This window comes from Pseudomonas sp. DTU12.1 (assembly GCF_009873475.1).
GTDB classification, from domain to species: Bacteria; Pseudomonadota; Gammaproteobacteria; order Pseudomonadales; family Pseudomonadaceae; genus Aquipseudomonas; species Aquipseudomonas proteolytica.
Window position 1 is genome coordinate 302,581 of sequence record NZ_CP045254.1, and the last position, 15,708, is coordinate 318,288.

7 protein-coding genes, 2 tRNA genes and 4 rRNA genes are annotated in these 15,708 nt (G+C 55.6%); 8 read left to right on the forward strand and 5 right to left on the reverse strand.

Annotated features, from left to right (window positions below; genetic code table 11):
* Window positions 1-258: 258 nt before the first annotated feature.
* The 7 genes from GDV60_RS01440 to GDV60_RS01470 all read left to right on the forward strand — a co-directional run bounded on the left by GDV60_RS01440 (window position 259) and on the right by GDV60_RS01470 (window position 7,843).
* Window positions 259-1,795, forward strand: a 16S ribosomal RNA gene (locus GDV60_RS01440).
* Between the two features lie 122 nt (window positions 1,796-1,917).
* Window positions 1,918-1,994, forward strand: a tRNA-Ile gene (locus GDV60_RS01445).
* 10 nt (window positions 1,995-2,004) lie between these two features.
* Window positions 2,005-2,080, forward strand: a tRNA-Ala gene (locus GDV60_RS01450).
* Window positions 2,081-2,317: 237 nt separating this feature from the next.
* A 23S ribosomal RNA gene (locus GDV60_RS01455) occupies window positions 2,318-5,211 on the forward strand.
* Window positions 5,212-5,361: 150 nt separating this feature from the next.
* A 5S ribosomal RNA gene (rrf, locus tag GDV60_RS01460) occupies window positions 5,362-5,477 on the forward strand.
* A 108-nt stretch (window positions 5,478-5,585) separates the two neighbouring features.
* Window positions 5,586-5,701 (forward strand): 5S ribosomal RNA (gene rrf, locus GDV60_RS01465).
* The 16S, 23S and 5S rRNA genes sit together here with 2 tRNA genes alongside, the layout of an rRNA operon.
* 261 nt (window positions 5,702-5,962) lie before the next feature.
* Complete coding sequence (locus tag GDV60_RS01470) at window positions 5,963-7,843, forward strand: methyl-accepting chemotaxis protein (RefSeq protein WP_029300688.1); 1,881 nt, start codon at window positions 5,963-5,965, stop codon at window positions 7,841-7,843.
* 50 nt (window positions 7,844-7,893) lie between these two features.
* Here GDV60_RS01470 and GDV60_RS01475 read toward each other — a convergent pair whose 3' ends face one another.
* The 5 genes from GDV60_RS01475 to GDV60_RS01495 form a co-directional block, all read right to left on the reverse strand.
* Window positions 7,894-8,355 (reverse strand): SRPBCC family protein, encoded by a 462-nt coding sequence (locus tag GDV60_RS01475; protein WP_092232553.1) that lies wholly within the window; start codon window positions 8,353-8,355, stop codon window positions 7,894-7,896.
* A gap of 22 nt (window positions 8,356-8,377) precedes the next feature.
* Entirely contained in the window at window positions 8,378-11,767 is a 3,390-nt protein-coding gene (locus GDV60_RS01480) for an amino acid adenylation domain-containing protein (RefSeq protein ID WP_159906042.1), read from the reverse strand.
* Window positions 11,764-12,708, reverse strand: a complete 945-nt coding sequence (locus GDV60_RS01485; protein WP_159906043.1) for a diiron oxygenase — start codon at window positions 12,706-12,708, stop codon at window positions 11,764-11,766. Before GDV60_RS01485 ends, GDV60_RS01480 begins: the two co-directional genes overlap by 4 nt.
* On the reverse strand, window positions 12,705-13,475 hold the full coding sequence (locus GDV60_RS01490) for a DUF3050 domain-containing protein (RefSeq protein ID WP_133715903.1): 771 nt from the start codon (window positions 13,473-13,475) through the stop codon (window positions 12,705-12,707). Before GDV60_RS01490 ends, GDV60_RS01485 begins: the two co-directional genes overlap by 4 nt.
* A 541-nt stretch (window positions 13,476-14,016) precedes the next feature.
* Complete coding sequence (locus GDV60_RS01495) at window positions 14,017-14,724, reverse strand: GntR family transcriptional regulator (protein ID WP_104911297.1); 708 nt, start codon at window positions 14,722-14,724, stop codon at window positions 14,017-14,019.
* A 277-nt stretch (window positions 14,725-15,001) separates the two neighbouring features.
* On the opposite strand from GDV60_RS01495, the gene lapG reads away from it, so the two are divergent.
* The gene (gene lapG / locus GDV60_RS01500; RefSeq protein WP_029300701.1) at window positions 15,002-15,694 is read left to right on the forward strand and encodes a cysteine protease LapG; all 693 of its coding nucleotides are present in this window, start codon (window positions 15,002-15,004) and stop codon (window positions 15,692-15,694) included.
* Window positions 15,695-15,708 lie beyond the last annotated feature (14 nt).

Here is a 15,708-nt window from a genome sequence, read left to right on the forward strand (position 1 = left end):
AGGAAAACCTCGAAAGCTTCTGAAAATAACCACTTGACAGCAAATGAGGCTGCTGTAGAATGCGCGCCTCGGTTGAGACGAAAGATCTTAACCAATCGCTCTTTAACAACTGAATCAAGCAATTCGTGTGGGTGCTTGTGGAGTCAGACTGATAGTCAACAAGATTATCAGCATCACAAGTTACTCCGCGAGAAATCAAAGATGTAACCAACGATTGCTGAGCCAAGTTTAGGGTTTCTTAAAAACCCAAAGATGTTTGAACTGAAGAGTTTGATCATGGCTCAGATTGAACGCTGGCGGCAGGCCTAACACATGCAAGTCGAGCGGTAGAGAGAAGCTTGCTTCTCTTGAGAGCGGCGGACGGGTGAGTAATGCCTAGGAATCTGCCTGGTAGTGGGGGATAACGTTCGGAAACGGACGCTAATACCGCATACGTCCTACGGGAGAAAGCAGGGGACCTTCGGGCCTTGCGCTATCAGATGAGCCTAGGTCGGATTAGCTAGTTGGTGGGGTAATGGCTCACCAAGGCGACGATCCGTAACTGGTCTGAGAGGATGATCAGTCACACTGGAACTGAGACACGGTCCAGACTCCTACGGGAGGCAGCAGTGGGGAATATTGGACAATGGGCGAAAGCCTGATCCAGCCATGCCGCGTGTGTGAAGAAGGTCTTCGGATTGTAAAGCACTTTAAGTTGGGAGGAAGGGCAGTAAATTAATACTTTGCTGTTTTGACGTTACCGACAGAATAAGCACCGGCTAACTCTGTGCCAGCAGCCGCGGTAATACAGAGGGTGCAAGCGTTAATCGGAATTACTGGGCGTAAAGCGCGCGTAGGTGGTTAGTTAAGTTGGATGTGAAATCCCCGGGCTCAACCTGGGAACTGCATTCAAAACTGACTGACTAGAGTATGGTAGAGGGTGGTGGAATTTCCTGTGTAGCGGTGAAATGCGTAGATATAGGAAGGAACACCAGTGGCGAAGGCGACCACCTGGACTGATACTGACACTGAGGTGCGAAAGCGTGGGGAGCAAACAGGATTAGATACCCTGGTAGTCCACGCCGTAAACGATGTCAACTAGCCGTTGGGAGCCTTGAGCTCTTAGTGGCGCAGCTAACGCATTAAGTTGACCGCCTGGGGAGTACGGCCGCAAGGTTAAAACTCAAATGAATTGACGGGGGCCCGCACAAGCGGTGGAGCATGTGGTTTAATTCGAAGCAACGCGAAGAACCTTACCAGGCCTTGACATCCAATGAACTTTCTAGAGATAGATTGGTGCCTTCGGGAACATTGAGACAGGTGCTGCATGGCTGTCGTCAGCTCGTGTCGTGAGATGTTGGGTTAAGTCCCGTAACGAGCGCAACCCTTGTCCTTAGTTACCAGCACGTTATGGTGGGCACTCTAAGGAGACTGCCGGTGACAAACCGGAGGAAGGTGGGGATGACGTCAAGTCATCATGGCCCTTACGGCCTGGGCTACACACGTGCTACAATGGTCGGTACAGAGGGTTGCCAAGCCGCGAGGTGGAGCTAATCCCACAAAACCGATCGTAGTCCGGATCGCAGTCTGCAACTCGACTGCGTGAAGTCGGAATCGCTAGTAATCGCGAATCAGAATGTCGCGGTGAATACGTTCCCGGGCCTTGTACACACCGCCCGTCACACCATGGGAGTGGGTTGCACCAGAAGTAGCTAGTCTAACCTTCGGGAGGACGGTTACCACGGTGTGATTCATGACTGGGGTGAAGTCGTAACAAGGTAGCCGTAGGGGAACCTGCGGCTGGATCACCTCCTTAATCGACGACATCAGCTGCTCCATAAGTTCCCACACGAATTGCTTGATTCATTGAAGAAGACGATAGAAGCAGCTTTAAGCTCCAAGCTGATAGCTCTTAGCTAATCAGTTGCGCTCGAAATTGGGTCTGTAGCTCAGTTGGTTAGAGCGCACCCCTGATAAGGGTGAGGTCGGCAGTTCGAATCTGCCCAGACCCACCAATTTTGTTATGGGGCCATAGCTCAGCTGGGAGAGCGCCTGCCTTGCACGCAGGAGGTCAGCGGTTCGATCCCGCTTGGCTCCACCATTAACTGCTTCTGCTGTTAGAGTTTAGAAATGAATATTCCGGTGTGAATATTGATTTCTAGTCTTTGATTAGATCGTTCTTTAAAAATTTGGGTATGTGATAGAAAGATAGACTGAACGTTACTTTCACTGGTAACGGATCAGGCTAAGGTAAAATTTGTGAGTTCTCTTAGTTGAGAAATTCGAATTTTCGGCGAATGTCGTCTTCACAGTATAACCAGATTGCTTGGGGTTATATGGTCAAGTGAAGAAGCGCATACGGTGGATGCCTTGGCAGTCAGAGGCGATGAAAGACGTGGTAGCCTGCGAAAAGCTTCGGGGAGTCGGCAAACAGACTTTGATCCGGAGATGTCTGAATGGGGGAACCCAGCCATCATAAGATGGTTATCTTACGCTGAATACATAGGCGTAAGAGGCGAACCAGGGGAACTGAAACATCTAAGTACCCTGAGGAAAAGAAATCAACCGAGATTCCCTTAGTAGTGGCGAGCGAACGGGGACTAGCCCTTAAGTGGCTTTGAGATTAGCGGAACGCTCTGGAAAGTGCGGCCATAGTGGGTGATAGCCCTGTACGCGAAAATCTCTTAGTCATGAAATCGAGTAGGACGGAGCACGAGAAACTTTGTCTGAATATGGGGGGACCATCCTCCAAGGCTAAATACTACTGACTGACCGATAGTGAACTAGTACCGTGAGGGAAAGGCGAAAAGAACCCCGGAGAGGGGAGTGAAATAGATCCTGAAACCGTATGCGTACAAGCAGTGGGAGCCCACTTTGTTGGGTGACTGCGTACCTTTTGTATAATGGGTCAGCGACTTATTTTCAGTGGCGAGCTTAACCGAATAGGGGAGGCGTAGCGAAAGCGAGTCTTAATAGGGCGTCTAGTCGCTGGGAATAGACCCGAAACCGGGCGATCTATCCATGGGCAGGTTGAAGGTTGGGTAACACTAACTGGAGGACCGAACCGACTACCGTTGAAAAGTTAGCGGATGACCTGTGGATCGGAGTGAAAGGCTAATCAAGCTCGGAGATAGCTGGTTCTCCTCGAAAGCTATTTAGGTAGCGCCTCATGTATCACTGTAGGGGGTAGAGCACTGTTTCGGCTAGGGGGTCATCCCGACTTACCAAACCGATGCAAACTCCGAATACCTACAAGTGCCGAGCATGGGAGACACACGGCGGGTGCTAACGTCCGTCGTGAAAAGGGAAACAACCCAGACCGTCAGCTAAGGTCCCAAAGTTATGGTTAAGTGGGAAACGATGTGGGAAGGCTTAGACAGCTAGGAGGTTGGCTTAGAAGCAGCCACCCTTTAAAGAAAGCGTAATAGCTCACTAGTCGAGTCGGCCTGCGCGGAAGATGTAACGGGGCTCAAACCATACACCGAAGCTACGGGTATCACCCTCGGGTGATGCGGTAGAGGAGCGTTCTGTAAGCCTGTGAAGGTGAGTTGAGAAGCTTGCTGGAGGTATCAGAAGTGCGAATGCTGACATGAGTAACGACAATGGGTGTGAAAAACACCCACGCCGAAAGACCAAGGTTTCCTGCGCAACGTTAATCGACGCAGGGTTAGTCGGTCCCTAAGGCGAGGCTGAAAAGCGTAGTCGATGGAAAACAGGTTAATATTCCTGTACTTCTGGTTATTGCGATGGAGGGACGGAGAAGGCTAGGCCAGCTTGGCGTTGGTTGTCCAAGTTTAAGGTGGTAGGCTGGAATCTTAGGTAAATCCGGGATTCTAAGGCCGAGAGCTGATGACGAGTTACCCTTTGGGTGACGAAGTGGTTGATGCCATGCTTCCAAGAAAAGCTTCTAAGCTTCAGGTAACCAGGAACCGTACCCCAAACCGACACAGGTGGTTGGGTAGAGAATACCAAGGCGCTTGAGAGAACTCGGGTGAAGGAACTAGGCAAAATGGCACCGTAACTTCGGGAGAAGGTGCGCCGGTGAGGGTGAAGGACTTGCTCCGTAAGCTCATGCCGGTCGAAGATACCAGGCCGCTGCGACTGTTTATTAAAAACACAGCACTCTGCAAACACGAAAGTGGACGTATAGGGTGTGACGCCTGCCCGGTGCCGGAAGGTTAATTGATGGGGTTAGCTAACGCGAAGCTCTTGATCGAAGCCCCGGTAAACGGCGGCCGTAACTATAACGGTCCTAAGGTAGCGAAATTCCTTGTCGGGTAAGTTCCGACCTGCACGAATGGCGTAACGATGGCGGCGCTGTCTCCACCCGAGACTCAGTGAAATTGAAATCGCTGTGAAGATGCAGTGTATCCGCGGCTAGACGGAAAGACCCCGTGAACCTTTACTATAGCTTTGCACTGGACTTTGAATTTGCTTGTGTAGGATAGGTGGGAGGCTTTGAAGCGTGGACGCCAGTCTGCGTGGAGCCAACCTTGAAATACCACCCTGGCAACTTTGAGGTTCTAACTCAGGTCCGTTATCCGGATCGAGGACAGTGTATGGTGGGTAGTTTGACTGGGGCGGTCTCCTCCTAAAGAGTAACGGAGGAGTACGAAGGTGCGCTCAGACCGGTCGGAAATCGGTCGTAGAGTATAAAGGCAAAAGCGCGCTTGACTGCGAGACAGACACGTCGAGCAGGTACGAAAGTAGGTCTTAGTGATCCGGTGGTTCTGTATGGAAGGGCCATCGCTCAACGGATAAAAGGTACTCCGGGGATAACAGGCTGATACCGCCCAAGAGTTCATATCGACGGCGGTGTTTGGCACCTCGATGTCGGCTCATCACATCCTGGGGCTGAAGCCGGTCCCAAGGGTATGGCTGTTCGCCATTTAAAGTGGTACGCGAGCTGGGTTTAGAACGTCGTGAGACAGTTCGGTCCCTATCTGCCGTGGACGTTTGAGATTTGAGAGGGGCTGCTCCTAGTACGAGAGGACCGGAGTGGACGAACCTCTGGTGTTCCGGTTGTCACGCCAGTGGCATTGCCGGGTAGCTATGTTCGGAATAGATAACCGCTGAAAGCATCTAAGCGGGAAACTAGCCTCAAGATGAGATCTCACTGGAACCTTGAGTTCCCTGAAGGGCCGTCGAAGACTACGACGTTGATAGGTTGGGTGTGTAAGCGCTGTGAGGCGTTGAGCTAACCAATACTAATTGCCCGTGAGGCTTGACCATATAACACCCAAGCAATTTGCGTCGAAAGGCCAGATTGCGGTGTGTGAAGACGAAACGAACCGAAAGTTCGATTCTTGCAAACACCGACTTCTATTACATACCCAATTTGCTGAAGCGAGGCCAGCTGGCCACGACTCAGTACCCGAATTTCTTGACGACCATAGAGCATTGGAACCACCTGATCCCATCCCGAACTCAGTAGTGAAACGATGCATCGCCGATGGTAGTGTGGGGTTTCCCCATGTGAGAGTAGGTCATCGTCAAGATTAAATTCCGAAACCCCAATTGCGAAAGCAGTTGGGGTTTTGTTTTATGTAGAAGCTCATGAATTTCATCGGCACGATGTGAAAGCAACGGTCCGGTACACAGAATTTCTTGACGACCATAGAGCATTGGAACCACCTGATCCCATCCCGAACTCAGCAGTGAAACGATGCATCGCCGATGGTAGTGTGGGGTTTCCCCATGTGAGAGTAGGTCATCGTCAAGATCAAATTCCGAAGCCCCCGTCTGCTAACGCAGGCGGGGGTTTTGTCGTTTTAGGGCTGAGCGCCCTATCCAGACCGCCTGTCGGTTTCCTACTTAAAAAGAAGATCTATCCCACAAATTCCTAAGATTTATCCAGTCTTGGCCGAAAGCCTGATGAGCCATGCGTGCACCGAAATAGAGCGGTCGTAGAGTTCGCCTATACCATACATGGAATGTTGCATTCGGCACGCTCACCCCCTTTTGGCAAAAAGAAGTCGATGAAATGAATCTCAAGTTCAGTCATAAAATTCTGTTGGCAGCGTCAGGCGTCGTGGTTCTGGCCTTCGCGCTGTTCACGTTGTACAACGACTACCTGCAGCGCAATACCATCAGGCAAAACCTGGAATCATCCATCCAGCAGTCGGGTGACCTGACCGCCAGCAGCGTGCAGAACTGGCTCGGTGGTCGGGTGCTGGTCCTGGAAAATCTTGCGCAGAACGTTGCTCACCAAGGTAGCAATGCCGACCTTCCTGGCTTGGTTGATCAACCGGCACTCACCTCGAACTTCCAGTTCACGTATGTCGGTTCAACCAACGGCGTCTTCACCCAGCGCCCTGACGCGAAAATGCCAGATGGCTACGATCCACGTCAGCGCCCCTGGTACAAGCAAGCGGTCATGGCTGACAAACCCATGCTGACGCCGCCTTATATGGCCGCTGTCGGTGGCTTGATCGTCACCATCGCGATGCCGGTCAAGAAGAATGGTGAACTGCTTGGTGTCGTAGGGGGGGATTTGAGCCTGCAAACCCTGGTGAAGATCATCAACTCGGTCGACTTCGGCGGTATTGGTCATGCATTCCTGGTCAGTGGCGACGGGCAGGTGATCGTCAGCCCTGACCAGGAACAGGTGATGAAAAACCTCAAGGACATCTACCCAGGCAGCAGCGTCCGTATTGAGAAGGTTAACCAGGATGTGATCCTCAATGGTCAGGACCGTATCCTGTCCTTCACCCCGATCAGCGGCTTGCCGGGCGCAGATTGGTACATAGGCCTGTCGATCGACAAAGACAAAGCCTACGCCCCGTTGAGCAAATTCCGCACCTCCGCCTTGATCGCGATGTTCATTGCCGTCACCGCGATTGCGGTATTGCTGAGCCTGTTGATTCAGGTACTGATGCGCCCACTGACAACCATGGGCCGTGCGATGCAAGACATTGCCCAGGGCGAGGGCGACCTGACTCGTCGCCTGGTCGTAGAAAGCAAGGACGAGTTCGGCGAGCTGGGTGGGGCCTTCAACCAGTTTGTCGAGCGTATCCACGCCTCGATCAGCGAAGTGTCTTCCGCGACAAGACATGTGCACGATCTGTCCCAGCGCGTGATGGCATCGTCCAACGCCTCGATTATCGGCTCCGACGAGCAGAGCGCCCGCACCAACAGCGTCGCCGCTGCGATTAACGAACTGGGTGCCGCCACTCAGGAAATCGCCCGTAACGCCGCTGACGCCTCGCAACATGCCAGCGGCGCCAGCGAGCAAGCCGATGACGGTCGCCAGGTCGTAGAGAAAACCATCCTGGCGATGTCCGAGTTGTCGCAGAAGATCAGCCTGTCCTGTACGCAGATTGAAACCCTGAATGCCAGCACCGACAACATCGGGCATATTCTCGATGTGATCAAAGGCATCTCGCAGCAAACCAACCTGCTGGCACTCAATGCTGCCATTGAAGCTGCCCGTGCCGGTGAAGCCGGCCGTGGGTTTGCCGTGGTGGCCGACGAAGTACGCAACCTGGCTCACCGTACCCAGGAGTCGGCGGAGGAGATCCACAAGATGATCACCTCATTGCAAATCGGCTCTCGCGAAGCGGTCACCACGATGAACGCCAGCCAGGTCTCCAGTGAAGAAAGCGTCGAGGTCGCCAACCAGGCGGGTGAACGCTTGATCAGTGTGACTCAGCGGATCGTCGAGATCGATGGCATGAACCAGTCGGTGGCGGCAGCCACTGAGGAACAGACCGCCGTGGTGGAGACGCTCAATGTCGATATCAACCAGATCAACCTGCTTAACCAGCAAGGCGTGGCCAACCTCAACGAGACCTTGAAGGACTGCGACGCGCTGTCACAACAAGCCAATCGCTTGAAGCAGTTGGTCGACAGTTTCAAGATCTGATCACCTCACGATAAACATGGCGTAGTGCAGCAGTGCACTGCGCCATTTTTTTAACCAAGCAAATGGCAAACGTTATCCAGTGCGCGGTCGGCGAAATCCTGGATGAACTGTTCGAAGCCCTCGTTATCACCGGCAGTGACAGGCTCGGCGATAATGGTCCAGGTCGCCCGCGCCAGGTTCTCCCCAAGCGACTCAACACTCATTGCCGCCCACAGTCGGGCCACGCCCAAGGTGTTATAGATTGTCGTCCAGGTCATATGCATCGCCAGCTCATCGCGGCAATTGAGCTGTTCCACGGCGATATTGCCATCGTGGAAGTGTTTCTTGCGTAGCGATCCCACGCCGCTGCCCGTCATCGTGATGCGTGCCAGGGCAGGAATGAACGCGTCAAACCCCTCAAAGCGCCCCACGACCTTCCACAGCTTGGAAGCATTGCAGGCAATCACCACAGATGACACCAGAGGCTTGCCCTGGGGGTTTTTAATCAACGTATCGGGTTGCAGCTGTCTCATAAGTTTTTCCTGATGGCGAGGCTCACAGAAAGCCAATGGCATTGAGGTACTGGCACCCTCTGCGTAACAGCGCAGGTTCTTTTTCGGGGTACTGCGCGCCCATCTGTTCAACACCATGGCGTGCGTTCTCATGGCGGATCATGGAGATGTCGCCCGTGTCTTCTCCCAGCCCATTGAGGTAGAACCCCAGTACACCGAAAAGGGCATTCTCGCGATCCACTTCGCGCAGATGGTGTTGCCAATCCGCTACGCTCACCAACTCGAACGCATGCCCTGCCTGGCGAAACGACTCGACATAGGTTTCCCACTTCAAGGGTTGCGGGTTGTGCAGGTTGAAGACGCTGCGCTGGGCAACATAATTGCCGCTGTGGAAGGCGATGAAACGTGCCAGGAAATCCACCGGCATCAGGTCGAAGTTCAATCCCAGGCGCGGCACCCGGCCCAACTGCAGCGATCCCTTGAGCATCAGCAACAGGCGGTTCTTGTGGGGTTGGCAGACGCCATTGCGGCTATTGAAACTGATGTTCCCGGGGCGGTAGATATTGACCCAGGCACCTTGTACGGCGGCACGCCCCAACAGACGTTCAGCGACCCATTTGGACAGGTTGTAGCCGTTCTTGATGTAGAGCGGTGGCGTACTTGCCGCAGGCGCTTCAAGCACCTGCCCATCGGCCCCGACGCTGCTTGACGCAGATAACGTGGACACGAAGTTGAGCACTTTCTTACAGTGGGTTTCGCACAGGCGCAGGCATTCAAGCACCGGTTCCACGTTGTCCTTGGCCAGTGACGCGTAGTCCATGACGTGATTGACGTGGGCAGCGCTGTGTACCAGCACCCCGTAATGGCGGGCGAGGTACTCATAGACCTGCGCCTCTAGCCCCATGCGCGGTTGGCGCAGGTCGGTGGTGTATACACGCACCCGGCTCAGGTCCAGGTGTTCCAGGCGGTACTCACGCAAGGCTTCGGCAAAGCGTGCAGTTGCCGATTGCCCTGGGTGTTCCCGCACCAGGCAGGCGACTTCGGTCGCTCCGGCCATCAGCAAGGCCTCGACGATATGTATACCCAGGAAACTATTGGCGCCGGTCACGATAGCCTTCTGACGATCACCGGCACGCTCTGCTGGTAACAGCGCCAGATCCAGCGTGCGCAGCGCATCGCTGATCGCCCGTTCGGTGGGAGCGGCACCTGGTGCACTGTCACCCATCAGCGCCGCGAGCGTCTGCACCGTGGGCGCCTCGATAAACCGATTGAGAGGCAGGCTGCGCCCGTACAACTCACGAATGCGCAGGAGCATGGTTGATAGCAGGATGGAGTGGCCGCCGAGATGAAAAAAACTGTCGTCAGTCGATATCTCGTCGGCCGGTAATCCCAGCAGCTCACTCCACAGGTCCAGCAATTGACCTTCCACCGGTGTTTGGGGGCGGCGCTGAGGAGGCTGCGAGACAGTTTGAACCGCCAGCGCCAGCAAGGCCTGGCGATCGACCTTGCCATTGCTGCCATAAGGCAGGCTCGGCAACTCTGTACACACGGTTGGCTGCATATAGTCCGGCAGCCGTTGCCCGGCATGTTGTTTTAACGCGCCCAGGGCCGTACCTGAGTCACTGGGATCTGCGTGCGCCACGAACGCGAGAATTCGTCGATCACGGTCAATCACCACCGCAACCTGGCGAAAAAGCTGGCTGGCACGCAAGCACTGCTCAATCTCCTGGGGCTCGACCCGAAAACCACGGATCTTCACCTGCAGGTCCCGGCGCCCGACCAGTTCGATGCCCTCTGCCGTCCATTTCGCCATGTCGCCGGTGCGGTAGGCGCGCAAGGCCTGGCCGCCAGGCAGCACAAGGCGCACGAAGCACTCGGCAGTCTGTTGTGGCTGGTTCACGTAACCAAGGCTCACCCCGGGGCCGACAATGTACAGTTCGCCCACCACCTGGTCTTCGACTGGCCGACGCTGCTCGTCGAGGATCAGCACCTGGCTGTTGGCGATGGGCGTGCCGAGGTTCAGATTGCTGTCATCAGCCTGCATTCGACGGCGACTGACCAGCACCGTCGCCTCTGTAGGGCCATACAGGTTATGCAGGACGCATTGCCCGGCCATCTGCGCGATGACATGGGGCTCGCAGATGTCACCGCCGGTCAGCAGGTGCTCCAGGCCCAGCGGGCGATCCAGTGGCAGCACGCTCAACAGGGCTGGCGGCAGGAAGGCGTGTGACACGCGTTGTTGCTGGATCAACTCAACCAATTGGTGAGGGTCGCGACGCTGTTCTTCACTGGGCACGATCAGGGTCGCGCCTTGGCACAGGGCCGCAAACAGGTCCACCAGTGACGAGTCAAAGCTCAGGGACGAAAACTGCAGGACGCGGCTGTGCTCAGTGAGCTCAACATACTGGCTGTACCACGCAGAGAAATGGGCCAGGTTCTGCTGGCTGAGCAAGACCCCCTTGGGTTGGCCGCTGGTGCCCGAGGTGTAAAGCACCATGCTGGCGCTATCCGCCGTGGGGGAGGTAAGTGCCAAGGGCGCTCTGTCGTCCATGTGCTGGCTGTCGATGCGGCTGACATCCACAGCCATGAAATGCCTGCGCAAGGGATGCTGGCCATCATCGAGTAGCACGACGGCCCCGGCATTCTCCAGCATGGCTTGTTGACGCGGCAGCGGGTGGCCCGGTTCCAGCGGCAGATACACAGCGCCGCAACCGAGGGTTGCCAGAATGCTGGCGTACAACCCAACCGACTTGTCCAGGCAAATGCCGACCACGGGCGCCTGCCCAGGCCCGAGCAGCGGCTGCAAAACCTGCTGAATGGCCAGGCTGTGTCGCAACAAATGGCGATAACTCAGGGTGAGGCCGGCGATCTCCAGGGCCGGCCTTTCGGCAAAGGTCCGTAAGCCATGCTCCAGTTGCTTGATCAGTGGTGTCCGGGCTTTTTGCATCAGCCCCGGATCATCGGTTCGGTTGAAACGATGCAGGTAGGCCAGCCCGTCCAGACCCTCGAGGCTTTGCTCTGGAACCGGGGAAGCGCTTGCGCGCTGCGCAAAGTGCCCAGGGTTGCGCGAGAAGCCGCTGACCTGCAGCGCGACCCACTCGATCAGGCGTGCGATTGCCTGGCGTCGTAACTGTTGGCCGTTGCCGCAGGAGGGCGGAGCAATGTCCAGCACGGCCAGTAATTGCTGGAGGCGGTCATAGCAACGTATTTGCAGGACCGGCAGCCCCCACTCACTCATGGCGCCGATGGACAGCCGCAGGCTCATCACGGCCACGCTGGCTAAGTCCTGCACGACTGGCTGGCTGCCGTCTTCAATCAGCAGGTCAATAGCCGGCGCCTGTGCGGCGAGTTCATGGCCATAGGGTGCCAGCGCCTGCCTCAGCTCATCCAAGGCCGCACTGGTGCCGAGCAACCGAATCCCGAGGCGTCTCATGATGGGCTCCCGGGTACGGGCAGATAGGCGCTTAGCGCTTGGGCGACACAAGGTGTTTGCAGCAGCCCGCTGCGGCGCAGCAAACCCATGATGTTGCTGATCAGCGGGTGCTGACGCGTGATGGGAAAGGTCAGGGCACTTACCTGCGCCTGCAGGACTTGACGGGCATCGGCGCTGATATCCAGATGCTCGATCAAGAGCAGATCGAAGTCCCTTTGCAGGTCATTGGTCAAATAGTGTTGCAGGAACACCGGCAGGACCAGGGCGATACTATGGCGGTCTTCATCGCTCGCCGTTTGCCAGTAGTGCCTGACCAGGCTGGCCCAGAAGATGGCATGGCGACCCTCGTCTGCCAGGTGGTCGGCCATCAACCCCCTGACCGAATGTTTGACGCTGTCATCCTTGGCAAACGCCGCCACGTCATGGGTCACCGTATTCTCGGCAATCGCCACGCAAATCAGTTCTACGGCATCGTGTAGATGTGTCGGCGCCTGTGTCTGTGCGATGGGTATGGCGCGGCTCAATTCGATGGCTGCGGGCAGCTCCAGTGGCGCGATACCGGTTTGCTCCAGGGTTTGCTGCATGAAGTCCAGGGCGACGAGCGCGTGGTAGTCCTCATCGACCACCACCGTCATGGCGTCGTAGCGGCAGGCCGCAGGGAAGGGGATTGAAAAGCGGTTCTTGGCGATGTTGCGTGCGGTTTTATCGACAATCTCTGTTTCAAAGATCACCACGTCATTGATGAATTTGTAGAACGTCTGCACCAGGACAAAGTCGCGCCACTGTGGGCAGTGCTCAACAAACCCCGCACTGAGCACCAACGGTTGGCGACACAGCGGATAGATCAACTTGTCGTCTTCTTCCAGCACGCGTCGCGGGCGAGTACGGACGGTCGCCTGATACTCCCAGTCGCTGGCAAACGAGCGGTAGTGTGCGTTCACAGGCTCACCTCCTGGCTTGCTGCGTGTTGGCGCAGGCCGTCCCACAAGGCAATGCGATGCTCCACGGCGCTCAGAGCGGCATGCCAGGCCTGTTGTTCGTGCAGCGGGTCTGCCTGGACCAGGCGCCGCAGCAGTTGCTCTGCAGCCGGCTGATGATCCTCGGCGTCCAACTCGATATGCCGCTGGAGGTAGTAGCACAAGCTGGGGGCTTGCCGATGGGCGACATTGCAGCCTTCCAGGAGGCGTTTGAACATCGTCGGGATGACACTTTCGCGGCCATGCAGGAAGGTAGCTGCTACACAATGGGCCGGGGCGTTCAAGGCAACGTCCAGGGTATGCCGGACGAAACGCTCTACCGCAGGATCAATCGTGATCTGTGCCAATGCGCTATCGACGCTTGCACCCGCGCGCTGCAACGCGATGAAGCGTTCGATGGTGGCGGTACTGGCGCCTACCTCGCGCATGGCCTCCAGATACAGTTCGAAGTGACTGGCGTACCCGTCGCCCAGCTGGCGGTCGGATTCCTCATCCAGCACAATTTCGTTGATCAGTCGCGCGGCCTGCGGGTCTGTTGGGGGCAGCCAGGGTAGACGCATGCAGGTCAGTTCCTGTTGCAGGCGTTTGGTCAGCGTCATGAAATCCCAGACGGCGAAAACATGGTTTTGCATGAAATGTTGCAGCTGTGCGAAAGAATTGATTTCCAGGAAAATGGGATGTTCTTGTAGTTGCAGCTTTTTATGATTGAGTAGTTCTTGAAGTTGAAACATGGTTAATGCCTATAAGTCGTTATGCCGACTCAGATTAAAAGGGTTGTTTAGAACCAAGTGTGTTGGGGTTGGTTTTAGTCGCGCCGTCACGGAGATGTCCCGGCTGGCTTGGATGCCCGGCAAGCAACAAATAGTGACAAAGCAACTTAGTCTTATTGGCTTGAGCGCCGTCCACAGCCATGCCCAAACCCATGGCTGTGCATTCGACTGCAGCGCCAAGTCCAATTAAAGAGTAATCACTTGGTTAAGTGTTCAAATACTTACTAAGTTATATAAGGTTTTTTTGCAGGAAGGGGTGTTTCGTAGTCGAACTTTATATTCGATGTGGGAACTTTCCTTGTTGTTTGCAAGTTTAAATTATTGAGCTGAATGACTGGCACTTACTCCGCTAGTGCATTTGCAATGCCGGAAGTGTCATGGCGGTCAATATCGAGTTTGTTACCGCAACGGTCCAAAGAGCGACAGCAGCAGAGGCCGGCTTTGGACGTGTGCGGCGCCTGGCAATCCAGGTCGCGCACTGGGCGGCCAAAGTCGTGAGCAATCAGTGCTGCTCTTTATCGCCCTGTTCAAGGCTGTTCAGGTAATGAGTGATCACTTCCATCCCGCGCATCAGGTGATTACGCAGGGTAAGCACGCTCTGCTCGACCTTTTTCTGGGCAACCAGGTTCAGCAGTTCACGGTGGTCTTCCTGGGAGGTTTCGCCCAGGCCCATGGCCTCAAGGTTGAACCGCAGGAAGCGTTCCTCCTCGTTCAGCCCATGCTCCACCAGGTTCAACAGCCGCTGGTTGGGGGCCTTGCCGTACAGCGCCATATGGAACAGGCGGTTAAGCCGGCCGATTTCGCTGTAGTCGGTTTCGCGCTCAAGGGCGTCGATCAAGGCGTCGGCCTGCTCGATATCGCTTTGCCTGAGCAACGGGATCGATAAGCGCAGCGCCTCCGATTCCAGGAGAATACGCAGGGCGTAAGTCTCCGCCGAGTTATCTTCAATCAGCGGGGCGACCACGGCACCTTTATGGGTCACAACATGCAACAGCGACTGTGCCTCCAGTTGGCGCAGGGCTTCGCGCACCGGCATCCGGCTGACCCCGAACAGGCTGGCCAGCTCTTGCTGGCGCATGGCGGTGCCGCAGGGCAGACGGCCATCCAGTATGGCGTTGCGCAGTGTTTCTTCAATAACGGAGCGAGCGAGGTGAGCAGGAATGGGCCCACTGATCTTGATGCTGCTCAAAGGGTTCGGCTTGTGCGTCACGACTACGCTATCCTCCTTTCTTGTTGGAATGGGTTTTGGCTAATTGGATCCAAAGAACACTAGAGATTGCATGCAAGCTTGTCAAACAGGCAAGGTTTCCCTTTGTAAGCGACTCAACAGCGCGGTTTTTCATCGCACATTATGGCTTGCCGGCGTCTTACAAGGCGCGGTTGCTTTAGCGTAATGGGGACTGAGTGATTGCACAGTGCCATTGTTTTTTGCCGACCGACCCTTCACCATCGATTGATTCTGCGTCTCTTTCTACGGACTGAAACCATTGGCGGCACGTTTTACTCCCTCGCGGTTTCTGTGCTGGCTGTTTTCAGCGCTGCTGCTGGCTGGCTTATTGCCTGGCGGGCTGCATGCCGATTGGGATTTCTCCCAGATCAGCCGGCGCGCCACCGCGCTCTACGGGCCGTTGGGTGCGGGTCAGCAGCGCATTGATGACTGGCAGCAACTGCTGGCCACGCAAAAACAAGGCAGCGAGGCAGAGCAGCTCAAGGTGGTCAACCTGTTCTTCAACAAGCGCGTGCGCTATGTCGAAGATATCGACTTGTGGAACCAGGTCGATTATTGGGAAACGCCCATCGAAGCCCTGTGGAAAGGCGCCGGTGATTGTGAAGACTATGCCATCGCCAAGTATTTCAGCCTGCGTCACCTGGGCGTCTCCAGCGACAAATTGCGCATTACCTACGTCAAGGCATTGCGGCAGAATCGCGCCCATATGGTCTTGACCTATTATTCGACGCCAGAGGCCATGCCCCTGGTACTCGACAGCCTGATCGATGAAATCCAGCCTGCCAGCCAACGGACCGACTTGCTGCCGGTCTACTCCTTCAACGCCGAGGGCTTGTACCTGCCGGGCGCCAAGGGCAACAAAAAGGTCGGCGACACCAAACGCCTGTCGCGCTGGCAGGATGTGTTGAAAAAAATGCGTGCGGAAGGCTTCCCAGCCGAGCCGGCCAACTAGGAGTAACTGTTCAG